Below are 22700 nucleotides of genomic sequence, written 5' to 3' on the forward strand. Positions count from 1 at the left end.
GGAGCCGGAGCCGGAGCCGGAGGCCGAGGCCAAAGCCCGCAGCCGCGAGAAAGCAAGACCGCCGTACCCCCGAGGAAGGCGGGGTACGGCGGTCTGGTGTCGTGCGGCGGACCTTCAGGAGCCGGGGGTGTTGTTCGCTCCCTTGGCGGTGGCCGCGAGGTAGTCGCGGTTGAGCCGGCCGATGGTGTTCAGCGGGATGCCCTTCGGGCAGGCCGGGGTGCATTCGCCGGCGATGGTGCAGCCGCCGAAGCCGGCCTCGTCGTGCGCGTCGACCATGCCGATCACCCGGGTGTAGCGCTCGGGCTGGCCCTGCGGCAGCAGGGAGAGCTGGGTGAGCTTGGCGGCGGTGAAGAGCATGCCGGAGCCGTTCGGGCAGGCTGCCACGCAGGCGCCGCAGCCGATGCAGGCCGCCGACTCGAAGGCGGCGTCGGCGTTGGCCTTGGCGACCGGGGTGGAGTGGGCTTCGGGCGCGCTGCCGGTCGGCGCGGTGACGTAGCCACCAGCCGCGATGATCGTGTCGAAGGCGCTCCGGTTGACGACCAGGTCCTTGACCACCGGGAAGGCGCTGGCCCGCCACGGCTCGATGTCGATCGTCTCGCCGTCCTTGAACTGCCGCATGTGCAGCTGGCACGCGGTGGTGCCGCGCTGCGGCCCGTGCGCGTCGCCGTTGATCATCAGGCCGCACATGCCGCAGATGCCCTCGCGGCAGTCGTGGTCGAACGCCACCGGGTCATCGCCCGCGAGGATCAGCCGCTCGTTGAGCACGTCGAGCATCTCCAGGAACGACATGTCCGGGGACACGTCGTCGACCGGGTAGGTCACCATCCGACCCTTGTCCTCAGGGCCCTTCTGGCGCCAGATGCGCAGGGTCAGGTTCACTTGTAGCTCCGCTGCGTGGGGTGGACGTATTCGAACTTCAGGTCTTCCTTGTGCAGTACCGAGGGCTCGCCGTCGGCGGTGAACTCCCAGGCCGCCACGTACGCGAACCGGTCGTCGTCGCGCTGCGCCTCACCGTCGGGGGTCTGGTGCTCGGCCCGGAAGTGGCCGCCGCAGGACTCCTCGCGGTGCAGGGCGTCGATGCACATCAGCTCGGCCAGCTCGAAGAAGTCGGCCACCCGGCCGGCCTTCTCCAGCGACTGGTTGAGTTCCTCGCCGTTGCCGGACACCTTGACCCGCTGCCAGAACTGCTCGCGCAGGGCACGGATCTCGTCGATCGCCTTGCGCAGCCCGGCCTCACTGCGCTCCATGCCGCAGTGTTCCCACATGATCTGGCCCAGCTCCCGGTGGAACGAGTCCACGGTCCGGTCGCCGTCGACAGCGAGCAGCCGCCGAATACGGTCCTCGACGTCGGTGCGCGCCTCGATCGCCGCCGGGTGGGTGGCGTCGACCTTGTCCAGCCCGCCGGAGGCCAGGTAGTTGGCGATGGTGGTGGGCAGCACGAAGTAGCCGTCGGCGAGGCCCTGCATCAGCGCCGAGGCGCCAAGCCGGTTCGCGCCGTGGTCGGAGAAGTTCGCCTCGCCGATCACGAACAGGCCGGGGATGTTCGACTGGAGGTCGTAGTCGACCCACAGGCCGCCCATCGTGTAGTGCACGGCGGGGTAGATGCGCATCGGCACCTCGTACGGGTCCTCGCCGGTGATCCGCTCGTACATCTCGAAGAGGTTGCCGTACTTGGCCTCGATGGCCTTGCGGCCCAGCCGGCCGATCGCGTCGGCGAAGTCGAGGTAGACGCCGAGCTTGGTCGGCCCGACGCCCCGCCCCTCGTCGCACACGTTCTTCGCGGCGCGGGAGGCGATGTCGCGGGGGACCAGGTTGCCGAAGGAGGGGTAGATCCGCTCCAGGTAGTAGTCCCGCTCGTCCTCCGGAATGTCCTTCGGGCTGCGGTCGTCACCCTTGGTCTTCGGCACCCAGACCCGGCCGTCGTTGCGCAGCGACTCGCTCATCAGGGTCAGCTTCGACTGGTGGTCGCCGGAGACCGGGATGCAGGTCGGGTGGATCTGCGTGTAGCACGGGTTGGCGAAGTACGCGCCCTTGCGGTGCGCGCGCCAGGTGGCGGTGACGTTGCAGCCCTTGGCGTTCGTGGAGAGGTAGAAGACGTTGCCGTAGCCGCCGGAGCCGAGCACCACGGCGTCCGCCATCTCGGTGCTGATCTCGCCGGTGACCATGTCCCGGACGACGATGCCGCGGGCCTTGCCGTCGACGAGGACCAGCTCCAGCATCTCGTGCCGGGTGTTCATCTCGACGTTGCCCAGGCCGATCTGCCGTTCGAGGGCCTGGTACGCGCCGAGCAGCAGCTGCTGGCCTGTCTGGCCCCGGGCGTAGAAGGTGCGCTGCACCTGGGCGCCACCGAAGGATCGGGTGTCCAGCAGGCCGCCGTACTCGCGGGCGAACGGCACCCCCTGGGCGACGCACTGGTCGATGATGTTGACCGACACCTCGGCGAGCCGGTGCACGTTCGACTCCCGGGAGCGGAAGTCGCCGCCCTTGACGGTGTCGTAGAAGAGCCGGTGGACGGAGTCGCCGTCGTTGCGGTAGTTCTTCGCCGCGTTGATGCCGCCCTGTGCCGCGATGGAGTGCGCCCGGCGCGGGCTGTCCTGGTAGCAGTAGGACTTGACGTGGTAGCCCTGCTCGGCCAGGGTCGCGGCGGCGGAGCCGCCGGCCAGGCCGGTGCCGACCACGATCACCGTCATCTTGCGGCGGTTGGCGGGGTTGACCAGCTTGGCCTCGAAGCGCCGGGTCTCCCAACGCTTCTCGACCGGGCCGGCGGGAGCCTTGGTGTCGGCGATCGGGTCGCCCTCGGTGAAGAGTTCCATGTCAGGACACCAATCCGGTGAGTACGGCGAACGGGACCACCAGGTACCCGGCGCAGAGCAGCACGGCGAAGACCAGAGCCGCGGTACGCGCCCTGCGCTCACCGCGTGGCGTCTGCTGGCCGAGGCTGCGGAACGCGCTGAACGCGCCGTGGCGCAGGTGGAAGCCGACCGCGAGGATGGCGAGGGTGTAGAAGAGCGTGACGTACCAGCGCTCAGGCGCGAAGTCGGCGACGACGTTGCCGTACGGCTTACTCTCGTTGCCGACCGGGTTCAGCGTGCCGGTGGTCAGGTCCAGCAGGTGGTAGATCACGAAGAGCAGGATGATCACTCCACCCCAGCGCATCGTGCGGGCCGCGTAGCTGCCGTTGACCTTCTTGCGGTGGGCGTACCTGACCGGGCGGGCGGCGCGGGCGCGCCGGGCCAGCACGGTGGCGGCCACGATGTGGGCGACGACCGCCACGACCAGCACGGTGCGCAGGATCCACAGGAACCAGACGCCGGGCAGCAGTGGCTTGCCGATGTCGCGCAGCCAGTGCGCGTAGTGGTCGAACGAGGTCTCCCCCGTGAACACCTTCAGGTTGCCGAGCATGTGGGCGATGAGGAACAGCGCCAGCAGGATGCCCGTCACCGCCATGACGGCCTTGAGGCCGACGTTCGAGCGGATGGGCGACCGAGTTTTCGTCATTACCACGCAACCGACGCTAGGAGCACTTCGATCAGTCGTCCAATGCATCAAACTCGCAGTGTTGATAGCCGTAGGCTATTTAGATGCAGCTCCATCAGCTCCGGTACTTCGTCGCGGTGGCCGAAGTACGACATTTCACCCAAGCGGCAGACCTCGTGGGCATCACTCAGCCTTCTCTCAGTAAGCAAATTCACGCTCTGGAGGCCGACCTCGGGGCACCACTGTTCGAGCGGGTAAGGGGCAACATCGCCCTCACCGCGGCGGGTGAGGTGCTGCTGCCGTTGGCCACCCGGATCCTCGCCGACGTGGAGACCGCGACCCGGGAGGTCCAGGAGTTGGTCGGGCTGCGCCGGGGCCGGGTCCGGCTCGGGGCCACCCCCAGTCTGGCGACCTCGCTCGCCCCGCCGGTGCTGCGCCGCTTCCGCGACGCCCACCCCACTGTCGACCTCAAGGTCGAGGAGGGTGGCTCCCAGGACCTGGTCCGCGACCTGCTCCGCGGCGACCTCGACCTGGCCCTCATCATCATGCCTGCGCAGGGGGCCGACCCGGGGCTGCGGGTCGACCCGATCCTGCGCGAGAGTCTGGTGGTGGCCTCGGTGGGGGAGGTGCCCACCGCGTCGACGACCGGGGAGCTGCGCATCACCGACCTGCGGGACCAGCCGATGGTGATGTTCCGGGAGGGGTACGACCTGCGCGACGCGACCATCCAGGCGTGCCGGGAGGCGGGCTTCGAGCCCACCTTCGCGGTGGACGGCGGCGAGATGGACGCGGTGCTCAGCTTCGTCGAGGCCGGACTCGGCATCGCTCTCGTGCCCGGCATCGTGTTGGCCCGGCGGCCGGGCGTGCGGATCACCCCGCTCGCCCCGCCCGGGGTGCGGCGGACCATCGCGGTGGCCCGTCGGCGCGACGTCGTACCCACCCACGCCGGTCGGGAGCTTCGGCGCATCCTGCTCGACTACATCCAGTCGGCGATCAACCTCGGCGAACTGCCCCCCGGCGTCGAGCCACTGACCTGACCCGCCGGGGACCGCCGCCGCGAGGAAGCCGGACGGGGCCGCCGCCGCGACCAGGTCGGCGACGGCCCCGCGGTCCGGATCAGCGGCCCTCGGCGTCGTCCATCGCCCGGTAGATCCGCTGCTCGGAGACGGGGTACGGGGTGCCCAGCGCCTGAGCGAAGACGTTCACCCGCAACTCCTCGATCATCCACCGGATCTGCCGGACGGCCGACTCCTGGCGGCGGGCCGGCGACAGGTTGGCGAGCAGGTCGGCGTACTCCTTCTGCACCACAGCGATCCGGTCCTGCTGCTGGCGGTCCCGCTGCGGGTTGCCGCCCAGCCGCTCCAGCCGACGCTCGATGGCGGTGAGGTAGCGCAGCAGGTCGGGCAGGCGCGCGTACCCGGTCTCGGTGATGAAACCAGCGTGCACGAGCCCGGCGAGCTGGTTGCGGATGTCGGCCAGCGCCGCCACCACGGCGAGGTTGCGGGTCGCGCCGAGCCGCTGCTCGACGGCGTACGCGGCGGCGAGGACCTTGCGGACCCGGTCCATCACCTCGACCACTGTGTCGACCAGGTCGGCGCGGACCTTCTCACGCAGGGCCGCGAAACCGTCGGCGTCCCACGCCGGCCCACCGGCCACACCGATCAGCCGGTCGATGGCGGCGCCCGCCGCGTCCTCGATCAACTCCTGCACGCCGCCGTGCGGGTTGCGGCTCAGCGCCAGCTTCGCCTCGTTGTCCAGCCGCCCCTGCAGGAACCGCGCCGGGGACGGCACGGTGAGCCGCAGCAGCCGGCGGGTGCCGGCCCAGTGCGCCGCCTCCGCCTCGGCGGGGGAGTCGAACACCCTCACCCCGACCGTGGCACCCTCGTCGACCAGCGCCGGGTACGCGGTGACCGCGTAACCCGCGCGGACCTGCTCGATGGTCCGGGGCAGTGTGCCGATGCTCCACTCGCGCAGCCCGGTGCGGGCCACCTCCGGCGCGGCGGCAGCCACCACCTGGCGTACCTCCTGGCGGAGTTGGCGTTGCAGGGCCGGCAGGTCCTTGCCCTCGGCGACCGGCTTCTCGTCGTCGCCGAGGACCCGGAACGTCACCCGCAGGTGCGCCGGAAGCTTGCCCGGCTCCCACGCGTCGCGGGGCACTGTCACTCCGGTCATCCGGCGCAGTTGCCGGGTGAGCGCGTCCAGCAGCGACTCCTCGCCGGGGGTGATCGCCGCCAGGGCCGCCCGGGCGTAGTCCGGCACCGGGACGAAGTTGCGGCGGATCGCCTTGGGCAGCGACCGCATCAGCGCGATCACCGTCTCCTCGCGCAGCCCCGGCACCTGCCAGTCGAAGGTCTCCGCCGGCACCTGGTTGAGCAGCGGAAGCGGGATGTCCACTGTGACGCCGTCGTCCGGTGTGCCCGGCTCGAACCGGTAGGTCAGTGGCAGGCTCACCCCGTCGGCCTGCCACTCGTCCGGGTAGTCGTCCTCGTCCACCCCCGGTCGGCCGTCGTTGATCAGCAGGTCGCGGGTGAAGGTGAGCAGGTCGGGTTGCTCGCGGCGGGTCTTCTTCCACCAGCTGTCGAAGTGCCGGCCGGAGGACACGTCGGCCGGCATCCGCTGGTCGTAGAAGCCGAAGATGGTCTCGTCGTCGACCAGGATGTCCCGGCGTCGGGCCCGGCTCTCCAACTCCTCGATCTCGGCGAGCAGTCGCTTGTTGTCCGCCCAGAACTGGTGGTGGGTCTGCCAGTCGCCCTCGACGAGGGCGTGCCTGATGAACAGCTCCCGGCTCAGCGTCGGGTCGATCCGGCCGAAGTTGACCTTTCGGGAGCTGACCAGCGGGACGCCGTACAGGGTGACCTTCTCGTAGGCCATCACCGCGGCCTGCTTCTTCTCCCAGTGCGGTTCGCTGTAGCTGCGCTTGACCAGGTGCTGCGCCAGCGGCTCGACCCACTCCGGCTCGACCCGCCCGGCGATGCGCCCCCACAGCCGGGAGGTCTCCACCAACTCGGCGGCCATCACCCAGCGCGGCGGCTTCTTGAACAACGCCGAGCCGGGGAAGATCCCGAACTTCGCTCCCCGCGCCCCCAGGTACTCGTGTTTCTGGGCGTCCTTCAGGCCGATGTGCGACAACAGGCCGGGCAGCAGCGACTGGTGCACCTTCGGGGTGTCGATCTCCTCCGGCAGGTCCGCGCCGCCCCGGCGGCCCCGGCCGGCGTCCGCGTCGTCCGAGGTGTCGCGCGCCGGCCGCCCGCCACGCCGGTCGCCGTCGGACGGGGTACGCAGCACCTGGCGCAGCTGGCTGACGATGTCCTGCCACTCGCGGATCCGCAGGTAGTTCAGGTACTCCGCCTTGCACATCCGGCGGAACGCGCTGGAGGAGAGCTCTCGCTGCTGCTCGCGCAGGTAGCGCCACAGGTTGAGGAAGGCGACGAAGTCCGACTCCTTGTCGGCGAACCGGGCGTGCGCCTGGTCCGCCTGAGCCTGCTTCTCCGCCGGCCGCTCCCGCGGGTCCTGGATGGAAAGCGCCGCGGCGATCACCAGAACCTCGGTGGCGCAGCCGTTGCGTTCGCCCTCGACCACCATCCGGGCCAGGCGCGGGTCGACAGGCAACTGGGCCAGCCGCCGGCCGAGCGCGGTGAGCCGCTTCTCCGGGTCGGCCTCGGTCGGGTTCAACGCGCCCAGCTCGTGCAGCAGGTTGACGCCGTCGGTGATGTTGCGCTTGTCCGGTGGGTCGATGAATGGGAACGCGGCGAGGTCGCCGAGCCCGATCGCGGTCATCTGGAGGATGACTGACGCCAGGTTGGTCCGCAGGATCTCCGGGTCGGTGAACTCGGGCCGGGAGAGGAAGTCCTGCTCGTCGTAGAGGCGGATGCAGATGCCGTCCGAGGTACGGCCGCACCGGCCCTTGCGCTGGTTGGCCGACGCCTGGGAGACCGGCTCGATCGGCAGCCGCTGCACCTTGAGCCGACTGGAGTAGCGGGAGATGCGGGCGGTGCCCGGGTCCACCACGTACTTGATGCCGGGCACTGTCAGCGAGGTCTCCGCGACGTTGGTGGCGAGCACCACCCGGCGCGAGGAGTGCGCGGCGAAGACCCGGTGCTGCTCGGCGCTTGACAGCCGCGCGTACAGGGGCAGGATCTCGGTGCCGAGGAGTGAGCGCTTCGTCTGCACCAGCTTGCCCAACGCGTCGGCGGTGTCCCGGATCTCCCGCTCACCGCTGAGGAAGACCAGGATGTCGCCGGGGCCCTCGGCGGCCAACTCCTCCACGGCATCGCCGATCGCCTGGATCTGGTCGCGGACGGTCTCCTCGTCGCCGTCGCCGTCCTCCTCACCCTCGGCGAGCTCGACGAGGGGCCGGTAGCGCACCTCCACCGGGTAGGTACGCCCCGAGACCTCGACCACCGGGGCGGGCACCCCGTCGGGCTCGTCGGCAGTGGGTGGCCCGGCGAAGTGCCGGGCGAACCGGTCGGTCTCGATGGTCGCCGAGGTGATGATCACCTTGAGGTCGGGTCGTCGGGGCAACAGCTCCCGCAGGTACCCGAGGATGAAGTCGATGTTGAGGCTGCGCTCGTGTGCCTCGTCGATGATCAGCGTGTCGTACTGGCGCAGCATCCGGTCGGTCTGCAACTCGGCCAGCAGGATGCCGTCTGTCATCAGCTTCACCAGGCTGCGCTCGCTGACCTGGTCGGTGAAGCGCACCTTGTAGCCGACCACGTCGCCCAACTCGGTGCCCAGCTCGTCGGCGATCCGGTCGGCCACCGTCCGGGCGGCCAACCGCCGGGGCTGGGTGTGCCCGATCAGGCCGTGCACCCCGCGCCCCAGCTCCAGGCAGATCTTGGGAATCTGGGTGGTCTTGCCGGAGCCGGTCTCGCCCGCCACGATCACCACCTGGTGATCGCGGATGGCTGCGGCGATGTCGTCCTTGCGCTCACTGACCGGCAGACCCACCGGGTACGTGATCACGGGCACCGCCGCCTGCCGGGCGGCGAGCCGTTGCTCGGCCCGGACCAGGTCGGCGGTGATCTCGGTCAGCGCCGCCTCCCGACGCTGCGGGTCGCGCAGCTTGCGGGCACCGTCCAGTCGCCGCTGGAGCCGGCGCTGGTCGCGGAACATCAGAGGTGTGAGGCGGCGGTGCAGCTCGCGAACGGGGTCGGACGCGACGGAGGCGATTGGATTCTGCATGTCGTGCCCAAGGATAGGCAGCCCGGCGGCGCAGCGCCCCTGGGTTACCGAGCCGCCGGCTCTCCGACGGCCACCTCCGGTCCCTTGACGGTCACGGGCGGGCCCTAGAGTTGGCGGCCGACGTCGAGCGCTGGGGGAGCCGGATGGAGATGCGCGACACCGACCGCGCGTTGGTGCAGGCCGCCACCGCGGTCTCCAAGCTGCGCTGTCGCAGCCGGCACCACACTGTCGCGTCGGCGGCCCGGACCGCGGACGGGCGGGTCTTCACCGGCGTGAACGTGCAGCACGCCACCGGAGGGGTCTGCGCCGAACTCGTCGTCATCGGCACGGCCGCCACGCAGGGCGTCACCGCGTTGGAGACGATGGTCACTGTCGCCGACCGTGGCCGTGAGGTCGTCGCGCCCTGTGACCGGTGTCGGCAGGTGCTGGGGGACCACTTCCCGCACCTGCGGGTGGTCGTCGGCCCGGTGGACGCCCCGCGGGTGGTCCCGATCGGGGAGTTGCCCGCGGAGGCCGGCAGCGGCTCGGCCGGCTGACCGGGCCCGGGTCAGTCCCCGGAGGCCGCCTCCAGCATCGACTGCGGCACCGGCACGCTCTCGAACCGCAGGGTGCCCTCCGGAAGCAGCCACGATGTGACCCGCGCGACCAGGCGACCGGCCCGCACGGCGGGGTCGTTGGCGAACAGCGCGCGTGCCTCGTCCGGGGCGATGGACATCACCACGAAGCCCCGCAGCTGTTCGTCGTCGGGATGCAGGAACGGCCCGGCCGCGAGGACGAGGTCCTGCTGCACGAGGCCCGCCTGGTGGGCCAGGTGGGCGTCCCGCAACCTGTCGATCGCGTCCTGCGGCAGCTCCGGCGGATCCGACGGTCGGGTCAGCAGGACGACCGTGTGCTGGTCGAATCGCATGTCCACACCCTATGACGTGAATGTCCCTCTTATGGGTGTCATCTGCCATCTGTCCGCCCTGTGGTCGTCCGCGAATCTCATTCTCATATCGAGGTTCGAAGCGACTGGGAGGTGCGGCATGGTCACCAGACGTCGGCTGCTCGCGGCCGGTGCCACCGGCGGCGCGGCGGCGCTGATCCCAGCGGGCTGGGCGGCCTCGGGCCGGGCCCTCGCCGCGGTCGCGCCGCTGGACGTCCGGGACATCCCGAAGTACGTCACGCCGCTGCGGATCCCCCCGGCCATGCCGACGGTGGTCACCGATCCGGAGCGCGACACGTACGAGATCGCGGTGCGACAGTTCCGCCAGCAGATCCTGCCGCCGTCATGGCCGCGCACCACGGTGTGGGGTTACGGCTCCACCGCCCATCCCGGCAGCTTCGGTTACCCGGCGCCCACCATCATGGCGCGGGTCGGCCGCCCGGTACGGGTGACCTGGGTCAACCAGCTCGTCGACGACCGGGGCGACTACCTGCCGCACCTGCTGCCGGTGGACCCCACCCTGCACTGGGCCAACCCGGCCGGTGGCATCGAGCACCGGGACCACCACGGGCAGTGGGACGGCAGCCCGCGGGGCTATCGCGGCCCGGTGCCCCAGGTGGTGCATCTGCACGGTGGGCACAGCACGCAGGAGAGCGACGGACACTCCGAGGCGTGGTACCTGCCGGTGGCCCGTGACCTGCCGCCCGACTTCGCCGTGTCCGGCAGCGCGTACCGGGAGTTCCGGTCCCGGTTCGCCGAGCGGTCCGGCCTGCGCTGGGCGCCGGGCTCGGCCACCTTCGAGTACGCGAACGACCAGCGGTCGTGCACCCTCTGGTACCACGATCACGCGCTCGGGCTCACCCGGGAGAACGTCTACGCCGGGCCCGCCGGGTTCTACCTGCTCGGTGGTGGGGACGAGCTGCCGGAGGGAGTGCTGCCCGGCCCGGCGCCGACCCGCGCCGATCCGCCGAACGCCTCCTACCACGACATTCCGCTGATGATCCAGGACCGCAGCTTCACCGCCGACGGTGAGCTGCGCTATCCGACGAGGTACTCCGGCGGCGGCGACGGGCCACCGACCTGGGTGCCCGGTTTCTCCGGCTCCACGATCGTCGTCAACGGCCGCACCTGGCCCTCGTTGACGGTCCAGCGCCGTCGCTACCGGTTCCGGCTGCTCAACGGCTGCAACAGCCGGTTCCTGCTGCTCAGCGTGGCCGCCCACGCCACCGCGCGCCCGGCCCGGCCGGTGCTGCCGGTATGGCAGATCGGCAGCGACGGCGGTCTCCTGCCCGAGCCGGTGCCGCACGAGCGGGTCACCCTCGGCCCGGCCCAGCGGGTCGACGCGATCGTCGACTTCACCGACGTGCCGGCCGGCACCGAGCTGTACCTGGTCAACGAGGGGCCGGACGGGATGTACGGCGGCGGTCGGCCCGGGGTGGATTTCGACCCCGCCGACCCGCACACCACCGGGCAGGTGCTGCGCTTCGTGGTCACCGACGCGGCCGGCGCGGATTCGAGCGTGCCAGCGGAGCAGTTGCGGCTGCCGTCACACCCGCGCCTCGGCCAGGCCCAGCGGGTACGCCGACTGTCGCTCAACGAGCGGATGTCCGGCGGTTCGATGATCATGCTGCTCGGCGTCCTCGACGAGCGCGGCCGGGGTCTGCCGTTGCGCTGGAGCGACCCGGTGACCGAGCAGCCGTCGCTCGGCGACACCGAGGTGTGGGAGGTGCGCAACTTCACCCGGCACGTGCATCCGGTCCACCTGCACCAGGTCCAGTTCGAGCTGCTCGGCCGGGGACACTCGGGGCGGTCGCTGCCCGGCCCGGGGGACCGGGGGTGGCTGGACACGGTGCTCGCGTACCCGTGGGAGGTGACCCGCATCAAGGCGCGCTTCGACCTGCCGGGTCGCTTCGCCTGGCACTGCCACCTGCTGGAGCACGAGGACAACGAGATGATGCGGCCACTCAACGTCCTGCCGCGCGGCGGCGCGGCGGCCGGGGACGGCGGCTCGCGTGACGTGCCGGAGTCGCCACGGGGCGTGCCGGAGGTGCCGGGTACGGCATCGACGGACGCCGGTTAGGCGCCTTTTCGCAGGTCGGCTAAGGTTAGGCGAACCTAAGCCCGATCGTGCAGGAGATTCGTGACCGCCCTCGCCAGCCGGCCGACCCGTGGTCGGACCAGCACCCGCACCGGGCGTCGGGTGACAGTCACCGCCGGGGCCGCGCTGGTGCTGCTGCTCACCGTGCTGGCCAGCTTCGCGCTCGGCAGCCGACAACTCGGCGTCGACCAGGTCTGGCACGCGCTCGTCGCGCCGGACGGCAGCGACGCCAGCACCATCGTCCGGGAGCTGCGGATGCCCCGGACCGCGCTCGGTCTCGCTGTCGGGCTCGCGCTCGCCGTGGCCGGGGTGCTGTTCCAGGCGCTCACCCGCAACCCCCTCGCCGAGCCGCGCATCCTCGGCATCAGCGCGGGCGCGTCGTTCGGGGTGGTGCTCGCGATCTCCGTCTTCGGCGTCGGCACGCTCGCCGGGTACGTCTGGTTCGGCATCGCCGGGGCTCTGATCGCCGGGCTGCTGGTCTTCGCCATCGCCACCCGCGCCCGCGAGGGCGCCAGCCCGGTCACCCTCGCGCTGGTCGGCGCGGCGCTCGACGCCAGCCTGGCCTCCGGGGTGTACGCGCTGCTCAGCATCGACGCCCGCACCTTCGAGGAGTACCGCTTCTGGGTGGTCGGCGGGCTGGCCGGACGGGACCTGTCGGTCGCCGCGCAGGTGCTGCCGTTCGTCATCGTCGGATTGGTGCTCGCCGCCCTGGTGGCGCGGGGCCTGGACGCGCTGGCCCTCGGCGACGACGTGGCCCGTGGCCTCGGCCACCGCATCGGCCTGGTCCGCCTCGGTGGTGGCCTCGCCGCCGTGCTGCTGACCGGCGCCGCGGTGGCCGCCGCCGGACCTGTCGCGTTCGTCGGGCTGGCCGTGCCGCACCTGGCCCGTGCCCTGGTCGGCGCCGACCACCGCTGGACCCTCGCCGTCTCCGCCCTGCTCGGCCCGGCGCTGCTGCTCGCCGCCGACATCGCCGGTCGGCTCGTCGCTCCGCCCGGCGAAATCCCGGCCGGGATCGTCACCGCGCTGATCGGCGCGCCACTGCTGGCCGTCCTGGTCCGCCGCGCCCGGGTGGTGACAGCGTGACCACCACCCAGCGCCCCCCGGACCCCACCGACCCGCCCCGCCCGGCGAGCCCGATCGGGCTCGCCGAGCCGGCCGGGCAGGCCCGGCTTGCGGGGCGGTCGCTGCTGCGGATCGGCCCGGTCAGCCTGCTGATCCGCCGACGCGCGGTGCTGGTGGCCGCCGTGCTGACCGTGCTGCTCCTGCTGGCCGTCGTGCTCAGCCTCTCGCTGGGCACCCCGTACGTCGCCCCGGCCGACGTGCTGCGTGCCCTCTCCGGAGCTGGCACCCCGTACGACCTCGTGGTCTTTGACCTGCGGCTGCCCCGGGTCGTGCTGGCGGCCGTGGCCGGCGCCGCCTTCGGCGTGGCCGGCACGCTGATCCAGAGCGTGGCCCGCAACCCACTCGCGAGCCCGGACGTCATCGGCATCACCCAGGGTGCCGGTCTCGCCGCGACAGTGGCCCTGACCAGCGGAATGGCCGCGGTGCTGGTGGCGCCCACCGCGCTGGTGGGCGGGCTGCTCGCGGCGGTGCTGCTGTTCGCCCTCGGCGCCCGGCACGGGCTGGCCGCGCAGCGGTTCGTGCTCGCCGGGGTGGCTGTCGCGTTCGGCTTCCGGGCGCTCACCGAGGTGGTCATGCTCACCGCCGACCCGATCGACGGGCTGCGCGCGCAGATCTGGCTGATCGGCACCCTGGCCGGCAAGGGCTGGACCGAGGCCGCCTGGATCGCCGGCACACTGCTGGTGCTGCTGCCGGTGCTGGCCTGGGCCGGCTGGGCGCTGAACAGCACCGCCCTGGACGACGACACCGCCCGGGGAGTCGGGCTGCGTCCGGTGGCCCGCCGGGTCGGCCTCGCCGGCACCGGTGTTCTCGTCGCCGCGATGGTCACCGCCCAGGTCGGCGCCGTCGACTTCGTGGCGCTGGTCGCCCCGCAGGTGGCCCGTCGCCTGGTACGCGCCGAACGACCACCGCTGGTCTGCGCGGCGCTGCTCGGCGCCCTCCTGCTGGTGCTGGCCGACCTGGCCGGCCGGCGCCTGTTCGCACCCACCCAGCTACCCGCCGGTGTGCTGACCGCCGCGATCGGCGGCCCGTACCTGATCTTCCTGCTGCTGCGCGGCCGGCGGCGGTCGTCGTGACGCCTCAAGGAGTCGTGTGATGCTCTCCACCCGCGACCTGGTCGCCGGCTACGACGAGCGGACCGTGCTCGACGGGCTCGACCTCGACCTGCCCACCGACGCCTTCACCGTGATCGTCGGACCCAACGCGTGCGGCAAGTCCACCCTGCTGCGCACGATGGCCCGGCTGCTCACCCCCCGCCGAGGCACCGTGCTGCTCGACGGCACCGCCATCCGCGAACTGCCGACCCGGGAGGTCGCCCGCCGCCTCGGCGTCCTGCCGCAGAGCCCACTGGTGCCCGAGGGCGTCACTGTGGCGGACCTGGTCGGGCGCGGCCGACAGCCCTACCAGCGGTGGTGGCGGCAGTGGTCGTCGGAGGACGGCGCCGCGGTGGACCAGGCGATGGCCCTCGCCGACGTCACCGACCTGGCCGACCGACCGGTGGACAGCCTCTCCGGCGGTCAGCGGCAACGGGTGTGGATCGCCATGACACTGGCCCAGGACACCGACGCCCTGCTGCTGGACGAGCCGACCACCTTCCTCGACCTGGCTCACCAGGTGGAGGTGCTGGATCTCCTACACCGGCTGCGCTCCGAGCGTGGCCGCACCGTGGTGGCCGTGCTGCACGACCTGAACCAGGCCGCCCGCTACGCCGACCACCTGGTCGCCATGCGCGCCGGCGCAGTGGTCGCCGCCGGCCCGCCCCGGGAGATCCTCACCGCCGACCTGGTCCGCGACGTCTTCGGGCTGGCCTGCGTGGTCGTGCCCTGCCCGGTGACGGGCGCACCCCTGGTGGTGCCCGCCTACACCGGAGGCAACGCTCTGGTCCCGGGTGACCCGGTCGACGCGTCCGCCGGCGCCAAGGACCCCGATTCGTCGACGGCGTCCGTACCGGACGCCCGACCCGCCACCGGCGACGCGGCCAACCCGCTCGCCGGCTCGCACCCCTCGAAAGGACTCTGATGCGTCGTCTCGTCGCAGCTCTCGCCGCGGCCGTCGCCCTCGGCGCCGGCCTCACCGCCTGCGGTGAGAGCGACCCGGTCGCCGGCTCCACCACCGGGGAGACCCGGGAGATCACCCACGCCATGGGCACCACCAAGGTCCCGGCCGAGCCCAAGCGCGTCGTCGTGCTCGACACCGACAAGATCGACACGGCGCTCTCGCTGGGCATCACGCCCGTCGGTGCGGCCACCGCCGGTGAGGCGAAGAGCTGGCCCACGTACTTCGGCGCGGACAAGCTCGCCGGCATCAAGGAGGTCGGGGTGCTCACCGAGCCCGACCTGGAGGCGATCAACGCGCTGAAGCCGGACCTCATCCTCGGCAGCAAGTTCCGCCAGGAGAAGTTCTACGACGAGCTGGCCGCCATCGCGCCGACCGTGTTCACCGACAAGGTGGGCATCACCTGGAAGGACAACCTCCTCCTCGACGGCAAGGCGCTCGGCCGCGAGCAGCAGGCAAAGGATCTGCTCGCCACGTACGAGAAGCGGGCCAAGGACTTCGGCGCGACGCTCGGCGACGCCGCCGCGCGCAAGGTCTCCATCGTGCGGTTCCTGCCCGGCAACATCCGGGTGTACGGGCCGGACTCGTTCTCCGGCATCGTCATCGGCGACACCGGCCTGGGCCGCCCCGAGCGGCAGCTGCTCGCCAACAAGGAGGACAAGCGCTTCGACCTGGTCAGCCCCGAGCGGATCAACGAGGTCGACGGTGACGTCATCTTCGTGACCGCGTACGGCGACAAGGCCGCCGCCGAGCAGACCAAGGTCTCCGGCGGGACGCTGTGGAAGGGCCTCGGCGCGGTCAAGGCCGGCAAGGCGTATCCGGTCTCCGACGAGGTCTGGATGACCGGCATCGGCGTCGGCGCCGCCAACAAGATCCTCGACGACCTGACCAAGTACCTCCCCGCCGCCTGACCCCCCAGCGCCATCCGCGCGAGGCGTGCGTTCGCGGGCGCCGGCTCATGATCGTGCTCGATCCAGGGTGTAGTGGCCTCCCCGTGTAGGGAGGCCACTACATCCATGTTCGAGGGCGATCATCCCTCACCGGGGGAGTTCGAGCGTGCCCGTAGGGCGGCCCGGACCTCGGCGAGGAACCCGCCAAAGTCGTCTCGGAGGCGCTTGGCGGTCAGGTGCAGCACGATCCAGTCGCCGCCGAGCAGTCGGTTGAGGCGTTGGCGGTCTCGATGGAACTGCTCAGGATCGTCGTGCCAGAGTCCGTCGTACTCCACCGCGACCTTGAACTGCGGCCAGGCCAGGTCCAGGCGGGCAACGAATCGGCCCTGCTCGGCCACGACCCACTGCGTCTCCGGCCTCGGCAGGCCGGCGAGCACCAGCCCGACCCGGGTGCGGGACTCCTGAGGAGACTCCGCGCCCGCGTCGGCCAGGTCGACCGCGCGTAGCAGCGATCGCCAGCCGCGTCGACCGGCCCGGCTCAGCGCGTACTCGCGCAGGGCTGGCGTGGTCGTCAGCCGGTTGGCCAGCATGGCGTCGATGACGACCACCGCCTCGATCACATCGAGCCAACGGGCCAGGTCCCGGCAGGTACGCGCTGGGCTGGTCACCGTGACCCCGGCCCGGACCACGGTGTCGCCGGAGTCGATCTCTCCGTGGTGGACCCGGATGTCGGCGGTCGGGCCGATCCGGGTGGCGGTGGGAACGAGGACGTCGACCGGATCGCTCGCGCTCGGCTTCGCGCATCCGTAAAGGCCGGCCGCAGCGCGCCCTGCGATGGCCGCACCGGGCGGGACCAGCCAACGTCCGATGGCGGTGCATCTGATCGTGTGGGTGACTGCGATGTGGGCATCGGCGTAGACGTCGCGGAAGAGCGGTCGCCACGCCGAGCTGCGTAGCTCATTGCGGGTCAGGAGGCCTCGCGAGACGGCGGTCGAGCCACGGAAGACCCGGCCCCGCAACTGCGGCGGCCGACGAGGAGCTTTCGGCATGGGCCTCAGACTGGCCGAACCTCTTCGCGTCACGCTGCCCCTGTGGATAACCACAGTCAACACACCGGCGTCGATGCGCGTCGTTATCCCCATGATCGCGCTCGAACACGGATGTAGTGGCCTCCCGAGAAGCGGAGGCCACTACATCCTGGATCGAGCGCGATCTTGCCGGGCGGGCGCACGGAGCGCGTCGGCCTCAGGCGGACGTGGGTCGCGGGAGCGGGTGGGGTGCGGGGGTGGGACGTGGAGGTCGGGGGTGGGTCAGGCGGCGGTGGACCAGATGGCGCGGAAGGCGGCGGCTTCGCCGGAGAGCCATCGTTCGATCTGGTCGGGCTTGGCGTCGGTGGGCATGCGGTGGGCCAGGCCGCGGCGGACGTCTACCAGGACCGGCTCGGCGTGCGGGAGCACCGCGTCCATGTGTCGGGCCATCAGGTGCAGGGTGGCGAGCACCGATTCCTCACTCGGTGGGGCCTCGTCGAAGTGCAGGCGGACCGCTTCGGCGCGGCCGTCGGCGTGGCGTACCCCGAAGTGGGGGTTGATCTTGACGGGCAGGTCACCCAGCATGGCCAGGGCGTCGCGGGTCTGGGCGAGATCGACGGCGGCCGGCTCGCCGAGGGAGCGAAGCCAGGTCGTGGCGCCGGGGACGAGCGCCTGGTAGAGCGGGCGCCATCGTGGCTTGACGATGTCGGCCACCCCGGCCAGGTGGGTGCCACCGGTGTGGAAGGCGATGTCGGCCTTGAGTGCCTTGACGAACTGGCCGTGCGGGTTGAAGCCGGACCGGCTGGCGCGCTGCTTGCGCAGCCCGCCCACGAAGGTCGCCTTGGTGGGGCCGGTGCGGTCGACGTAGCGGGTGAAACCGAGCAGTGTCGCGTAGGGGGTGAGGGGCGTGGAGGCGGGCGCGGTCACGGGCGTCCTCCCAGGTCAGGATCTTGATTAGTACATACATTCTAATCGACAGGTCTGACATTGCCCAGCAAAGTTGAGGGGATCGCCGCCTCCTGCCAACCAGACGATTTGCCCGTATCCGGTCCAGCCGAAGGTGGCCTGTCCACGGGGCGTTGGCAACGGCGTGGCAGCGATCGCTCCCGCCGCCCAGCCGATGGCAGCCGATCGGAGCGCCACGAGGCATCCGGACGGCGGGCGGACCCTCTTGTCAGCGTCGTTGGTCCGCCGCAAGCTCCGCGCGGCGCAGCGCGTCACGGCCCTACGATTTCCACACCTCGGTGACGCCGTCGTAATCCGCCCAGGCGAACTGCCGAATGTGAATCACCGCATCCATCCTTGCCGCAGCCGGCACGGAAGCGGTTGGGTCAGTGACATGGCTCGCATCGCCTACAACAGCCACGACGCGGCAGCGTTCGAGGCCACCCGTCACTTGTCCGACCAGTCACTCGCCGGCTGGCGTGAAGCGGTGACCCGCCACCTCAACCCTCAGCCCGGCACCCGCCTGCTCGACCTCGGCGCGGGCACCGGCGCGTGGGCGCAGACCTTCACCGACTGGTACGACGGCATCGACGTTGTCGCCGTCGAGCCGGCCGAAGCCATGCGAGCCCGGTGCCTGCACCCTCAGGCCCTGGCCGGAGACGCCGCCAACGTCCCGCTGGCGGCTGGAAGCGTCGACGCGGCCTGGCTGTCCACAGTCATCCACCACGTGCCGGACCTGACCGCTGCCGCACGTGAGCTGCGCCGCGTGCTGCGTCCCGGCGGGCCGGTGCTGATCCGCTCCGCCTTCGCTGGCCGCCACCACGCAATCACGCTGTTCCGCTTCTTTCCCGAGGCCATCCGCGTGTTGAACACCTACCCCAGCGTGCACGACGTCGAAGCGGCTTTCGCCGCCGCTGGCTTCACGACGATCTCACTCGAACAGGTCCCGCAGACCACGGCGCCGTCGCTTCGTGACGTCGCGGCCACCATGCGCCGGGAAGCACACACGCCCCTACAACTGATCACCAACAACGAGTACGCCGCCGGTCTGGCTCGACTCCACCTCGCCGCCCAAACCGAATCCGGCCCAGTCATCGACGCACTCGACCTGCTCGTTCTTCGATAGAACACCGTCCTCAGCGGCCAATCCAAGATCCGCGCGAATGGTGGTTCCCTCGGGGATCCTGACGTCCGGCGGGTTGTCTGTCGGGGGGCGCTGGCTGATCGGAGGGACAGCCCGCCCGCTGCCGGACGCTCCCGTTACTCGAGTTCGCGATGCCGCGAACTTTGTCCGAGTTGTGACGTTATTGTGCGTTGTGGTCATCGGTGAGGCGTCCAGGGTCGTCATCCCTGGTAGGGGTACGGCGGTGCGCGCCGTCCAGTCCGCCGACCCCGCAGATGGCCGGGACCGCTACCTTGACCTGCTGCGGACGATCGCCCTGGTCCGCGTCGTGATCTTCCACGTCACCGGTTGGATCTGGTTGAGCCTGCTGGTGCCGGCGATGGGTCTGATGTTCGGCATCGCCGGTTCGTTGATGGCGGCGTCACTCGACCGGCACGGTCCGCCGGCCGTACTCCGGCGGCTGCGCCGGCTGCTGCTGCCGTACTGGGCGTTCGGCGCGATCGCACTGGTGGTGCTCTCCGTCGGGTGGCGTCCGCTGCCGAATGGCGTGGCCGGCTGGGCTGAACTGCTCTGGTGGGTGCTACCCCTGCGGGTGCCACCGGTGGGCGGACATTCCTGGGCCTGGGTGTTCCACATCGGGCTCTGGTACGTCGTCACCTATCTGTGGTTGGTGCTGCTCTCGCCGGTGCTGCTGTGGCTGTTTCGCCGCTGGCCGTGGCCCAGCATCGCCGTCGCCACCGCGCTGCCGGTCGGGATGCATCTCAGCAATGTGCACGCCGGCTACTTCGTCGCCGCCTACCTGTCCTGCTGGCTGCTGGGCTTCGCCCACCATGATCGGCTGCTGCACCGCGTCCCGTGGCGCTGGTACGGCTGCCTCGTGGCCGGCCTCGCCGGGGTGGGCGGCACCTGGGTGGTGGCCGCCATGGTGACCGGCCGGGCCGTCGACCTCAACCACATCGCGGGTGGCACCACACTGTGGTCGATGGCGCTCGTCGCCGTGCTGCTGAGAGTGCGGCCCCGTCCGGTCGGCTGGCCGCTGGGTGCCGTGCTCCGGGTGGTCAACGCCCGGGCGGTCACCATCTACCTGTGGCACATCCCGGCCAGTCTCGGGATGTTCCTGCTGCTCGCGCCGGTGCTCCCGTACAACTCGGTGGCCTCGATCGCGCTGCGACTGACCGGGGTGTGCCTACTGGCCGCCGGGGCGGTGCTGCTGTTCGGCTGGATCGAGGACGTGGCCGCCCGGCGTACCCCGGCCCTGTTTGGCCCTCGGTCGGGCGCCGCCGGTCGGCACCGCGCCGATCGACACCTCAGAGCTGGCCGACGTCGGTGATCCGGACGACCGCCGCGCCGACCTCGTCCGAGGCCACCAGGTCGATCTCGGCGCTGATGCCCCAGTCGTGGTCGCCGTCCGGGTCGTCGAAGATCTGCCGCACGGTCCACCGCTCCCGGCCCTGCTCGATCATGAGCAGCGCCGGACCGCGGGCGTCCGGACCGACCCCGATCGAGTCGTACGACTCGAAGTACGGCGCCAGGGCGTCGGCCCACGCGTCGTAGTCCCAGCCGTCCTCGGCGTCCAACTCGGCGAGCAGGTCCCAGCGGCGTAGCGCGGCCAACTCGACGCGCCGGAACAGCGCGTTGCGCACCAGCACCCGGAACGCCCGCGCGTTGCGGGTCACCGCCGGTGGCCGATCGGTCAGGGCGGCGTGCGCCTGAGCGACCTCGGCAACGTCGGACGGGTTGCGCAGCCGTTCCCACTCGTCGATGAGGCTGGAGTCGACCTGGCGGACCAGCTCGCCCAACCACTCGATGAGGTCGATCAACTCCTCGGTCTTGGCGTCCTCGGGCACTGTCTGGCGCAGCGTCTTGTACGCGTCGGCCAGATAGCGCAGGACGAGACCTTCCGAGCGGGTCAGCCCGTAGAACTGCACGTACTCGGTGAAGGTCATTGCCCGCTCGTACATGTCGCGGACGACGGCCTTGGGGGAGAGCTGGTGGTCGGCCACCCAGGGGTGCCCCTGCCGGTACATCTCGTACGCGGCCTCCAGCAGCTCGGCCAGGGGCTTCGGGTGGGTCACCTCGTCGAGCAGTTCGAGGCGCGCCTCGTACTCGATGCCCTCGGCCTTCATCGCGGCGACCGCCTCGCCGCGTGCCTTGAACTGCTGCGCGGAGAGGATCTGCCGCGGGTCGTCGAGGATCGACTCGATGACGCTCAGCACGTCGAGCGCGTACGACGGGGACTCGGCGTCGAGCAGCTCGATGGTGGCCAGCGCGAGGGGGGAGAGCGGCTGGTTGAGAGCGAAGTCGAGCTGAAGGTCGACGGTGAGCCGGATCCGCCGCCCGGTCTCGTCCGGCTCGGGCAGCTCCTCGACGACACCGCCGGCCCGCAGCGCCCGGTAGATGGCGATGGCGCGGCGGATGTGCCGGCGCTGCGCGGCGGGCTCCTCGTGGTTGTCGGTGAGCAGGTGCCGCATCGCGGTGAACGCGTCCCCGGGCCGGCCGATGACGTTGAGCAGCATCGAGTGGCTGACCTGGAAGCTGGAGGTCAGCGGCTCCGGCTCGGCGTCGACGAGCCGGTCGAAGGTGGGCTGGCCCCAGCCGATCGAGCCCTCCGGCGGCTTCTTGCGGACCACCTTGCGTCGCTTCTTCGGGTCGTCGCCGGCCTTGGCGAGGGCCTTCTCGTTGTCGATGACGTGCTCGGGGGCCTGCACGACGACCCGGCCGATGGTGTCGTAGCCGGCCCGGCCGGCCCGCCCGGCGATCTGGTGGAACTCCCGGTTCTTCAACAGCCGGGTACGGACCCCGTCGTACTTGGACAGGCCGGTGAACAGCACGGTGCGGATCGGCACGTTGATGCCGACGCCGAGGGTGTCGGTGCCGCAGATGACCTTCAGCAGGCCGGCCTGGGCGAGGGTCTCCACCAGGCGGCGGTACTTGGGCAGCATGCCGGCGTGGTGCACGCCGATGCCGTGGCGGACCAGCCGGGACAGCGTCTTGCCGAAGCCGGCGGTGAACCGGAAACCACCGATCGCCTCCGCGATCATGTCCTTCTCGGCGCGGGTGCAGACGTTGACGCTGGTCAGCGCCTGGGCGCGTTCCAGCGCGGCCGCCTGGGTGAAGTGCACGACGTACACCGGGGCCTGCTTGGTCTCCAGCAGCTCCTCAAGCGTCTCGTGCAGCGGCGTCATCGCGTACGAGAAGATGAGCGGGACCGGCCGCTCCGCCGTGCGCACGACGGCGGTGGGTCGCCCGGTGCGCCGGGTCAGGTCGTCGACGAAGCGGGTGGTGTCTCCGAGCGTGGCGGACATCAGGATGAACTGGGCCTGCGGCAGCTCGATGATCGGCACCTGCCACGCCCAGCCCCGGTCGGGCTCGGCGTAGAAGTGGAACTCATCCATGATCACCTGGCCGACGTCGGCCTTGGTGCCCTCGCGCAGCGCCAGGTTCGCCAGGATCTCCGCGGTGCAGCAGATGATCGGGGCGTCCGCGTTGACACTGGCGTCGCCGGTGAGCATGCCGACGTTCTCGGCGCCGAAGACCTCGCAGAGCGCGAAGAACTTCTCCGACACCAACGCCTTGATCGGCGCGGTGTAGAAGGTCGTCCGGCTGTCGGCGAGGGCCGCGAAGTGCGCGGCGATCGCCACCAGGCTCTTACCCGAGCCGGTGGGCGTGTTCATGATCAGGTTGGCGCCGGAGACGATCTCGATGACCGCCTCTTCCTGATGGGGGTAGAGGTCGAGGCCGCGCTCCTTCGCCCAACCGGCGAACGCGTCGAAGAGGGTGTCGGGGTCGGCGCTTGTCGGCAGCGCGGCGGTGAGCGTCATAGCCTGTCCATGGTGCCTGGATCATGCCCCGGTACGCC

17 protein-coding genes are annotated in these 22700 nt (G+C 71.1%); 9 read left to right on the forward strand and 8 right to left on the reverse strand.

All coding sequences use genetic code 11. From position 1 onward, the window contains the following. Positions 1-114: 114 nt before the first annotated feature. The 3 genes from ACGF3C_RS12540 to ACGF3C_RS12550 are packed head-to-tail and all read right to left on the reverse strand — an operon-like array spanning position 115 to position 3498. A complete protein-coding gene (locus ACGF3C_RS12540; protein WP_393221470.1) occupies positions 115-879 on the reverse strand; it encodes a succinate dehydrogenase/fumarate reductase iron-sulfur subunit in 765 nt (254 codons plus the stop codon). Continuing rightward, entirely contained in the window at positions 876-2813 is a 1938-nt protein-coding gene (locus ACGF3C_RS12545; protein ID WP_393221473.1) for a fumarate reductase/succinate dehydrogenase flavoprotein subunit, read from the reverse strand. The genes ACGF3C_RS12540 and ACGF3C_RS12545 overlap by 4 nt, the downstream gene beginning before the upstream one ends. A gap of 1 nt (position 2814) precedes the next feature. Then, the gene (locus ACGF3C_RS12550; RefSeq protein ID WP_393221476.1) at positions 2815-3498 is read right to left on the reverse strand and encodes a succinate dehydrogenase cytochrome b subunit; all 684 of its coding nucleotides are present in this window, start codon (positions 3496-3498) and stop codon (positions 2815-2817) included. Between the two features lie 83 nt (positions 3499-3581). Here ACGF3C_RS12550 and ACGF3C_RS12555 point away from each other — a divergent pair, with 83 nt between their 5' ends. Continuing rightward, on the forward strand, positions 3582-4514 hold the full coding sequence (locus tag ACGF3C_RS12555) for a LysR family transcriptional regulator (RefSeq protein ID WP_357206571.1): 933 nt from the start codon (positions 3582-3584) through the stop codon (positions 4512-4514). A 79-nt stretch (positions 4515-4593) separates the two neighbouring features. On the opposite strand, the gene hrpA is transcribed toward ACGF3C_RS12555, so the two are convergent. Beyond that, complete coding sequence (gene hrpA, locus ACGF3C_RS12560) at positions 4594-8658, reverse strand: ATP-dependent RNA helicase HrpA (RefSeq protein ID WP_393221479.1); 4065 nt, start codon at positions 8656-8658, stop codon at positions 4594-4596. A 143-nt stretch (positions 8659-8801) separates the two neighbouring features. Between hrpA and ACGF3C_RS12565 the strand changes: the two genes are divergently transcribed. Further along, the gene (locus ACGF3C_RS12565; RefSeq protein WP_393221482.1) at positions 8802-9194 is read left to right on the forward strand and encodes a cytidine deaminase family protein; all 393 of its coding nucleotides are present in this window, start codon (positions 8802-8804) and stop codon (positions 9192-9194) included. Positions 9195-9205: 11 nt separating this feature from the next. Here the strand turns inward: ACGF3C_RS12565 and ACGF3C_RS12570 are convergent, their stop codons facing one another. Next, entirely contained in the window at positions 9206-9565 is a 360-nt protein-coding gene (locus tag ACGF3C_RS12570) for a YciI family protein (protein ID WP_393221485.1), read from the reverse strand. 118 nt (positions 9566-9683) lie between these two features. On the opposite strand from ACGF3C_RS12570, the gene ACGF3C_RS12575 reads away from it, so the two are divergent. From ACGF3C_RS12575 to ACGF3C_RS12595, 5 genes are read left to right on the forward strand one after another with little or no spacing between them, the layout of a single operon-like run. Further along, entirely contained in the window at positions 9684-11663 is a 1980-nt protein-coding gene (locus ACGF3C_RS12575) for a multicopper oxidase family protein (protein WP_393221488.1), read from the forward strand. Positions 11664-11723: 60 nt separating this feature from the next. Further along, complete coding sequence (locus ACGF3C_RS12580) at positions 11724-12764, forward strand: iron ABC transporter permease (RefSeq protein WP_357233505.1); 1041 nt, start codon at positions 11724-11726, stop codon at positions 12762-12764. Further along, positions 12761-13876 carry a FecCD family ABC transporter permease gene (locus tag ACGF3C_RS12585; RefSeq protein ID WP_393221491.1) on the forward strand — a complete coding sequence of 372 codons (1116 nt, stop codon included), beginning with the start codon at positions 12761-12763 and terminating at the stop codon, positions 13874-13876. The genes ACGF3C_RS12580 and ACGF3C_RS12585 overlap by 4 nt, the downstream gene beginning before the upstream one ends. A gap of 19 nt (positions 13877-13895) precedes the next feature. Beyond that, positions 13896-14819 (forward strand): ABC transporter ATP-binding protein, encoded by a 924-nt coding sequence (locus ACGF3C_RS12590; protein ID WP_357233712.1) that lies wholly within the window; start codon positions 13896-13898, stop codon positions 14817-14819. After that, positions 14819-15766, forward strand: coding sequence for an iron-siderophore ABC transporter substrate-binding protein (locus tag ACGF3C_RS12595; protein ID WP_357208448.1), 948 nt, complete (start codon positions 14819-14821; stop codon positions 15764-15766). The genes ACGF3C_RS12590 and ACGF3C_RS12595 overlap by 1 nt, the downstream gene beginning before the upstream one ends. Positions 15767-15885: 119 nt before the next feature. Here the strand turns inward: ACGF3C_RS12595 and ACGF3C_RS12600 are convergent, their stop codons facing one another. Both ACGF3C_RS12600 and ACGF3C_RS12605 read right to left on the reverse strand, forming a co-directional pair. After that, complete coding sequence (locus tag ACGF3C_RS12600; protein WP_393221495.1) at positions 15886-16794, reverse strand: endonuclease domain-containing protein; 909 nt, start codon at positions 16792-16794, stop codon at positions 15886-15888. 261 nt (positions 16795-17055) lie between these two features. Further along, positions 17056-17700 carry a hypothetical protein gene (locus tag ACGF3C_RS12605; RefSeq protein WP_355007174.1) on the reverse strand — a complete coding sequence of 215 codons (645 nt, stop codon included), beginning with the start codon at positions 17698-17700 and terminating at the stop codon, positions 17056-17058. Positions 17701-18112: 412 nt separating this feature from the next. Here ACGF3C_RS12605 and ACGF3C_RS12610 point away from each other — a divergent pair, with 412 nt between their 5' ends. Both ACGF3C_RS12610 and ACGF3C_RS12615 read left to right on the forward strand, forming a co-directional pair. Then, on the forward strand, positions 18113-18844 hold the full coding sequence (locus tag ACGF3C_RS12610; RefSeq protein WP_393221922.1) for a class I SAM-dependent methyltransferase: 732 nt from the start codon (positions 18113-18115) through the stop codon (positions 18842-18844). Between the two features lie 241 nt (positions 18845-19085). Then, positions 19086-20171 carry an acyltransferase family protein gene (locus ACGF3C_RS12615; RefSeq protein WP_393221498.1) on the forward strand — a complete coding sequence of 362 codons (1086 nt, stop codon included), beginning with the start codon at positions 19086-19088 and terminating at the stop codon, positions 20169-20171. Here the strand turns inward: ACGF3C_RS12615 and ACGF3C_RS12620 are convergent. Then, complete coding sequence (locus ACGF3C_RS12620; RefSeq protein ID WP_357264051.1) at positions 20149-22662, reverse strand: DUF3516 domain-containing protein; 2514 nt, start codon at positions 22660-22662, stop codon at positions 20149-20151. The genes ACGF3C_RS12615 and ACGF3C_RS12620 overlap by 23 nt on opposite strands. Between the last annotated feature and the right edge of the window lie 38 nt (positions 22663-22700).

It is taken from the genome of Micromonospora sp. NPDC047762, from assembly GCF_043204655.1.
In the GTDB taxonomy this organism is placed as follows: Bacteria; Actinomycetota; Actinomycetes; order Mycobacteriales; family Micromonosporaceae; genus Micromonospora.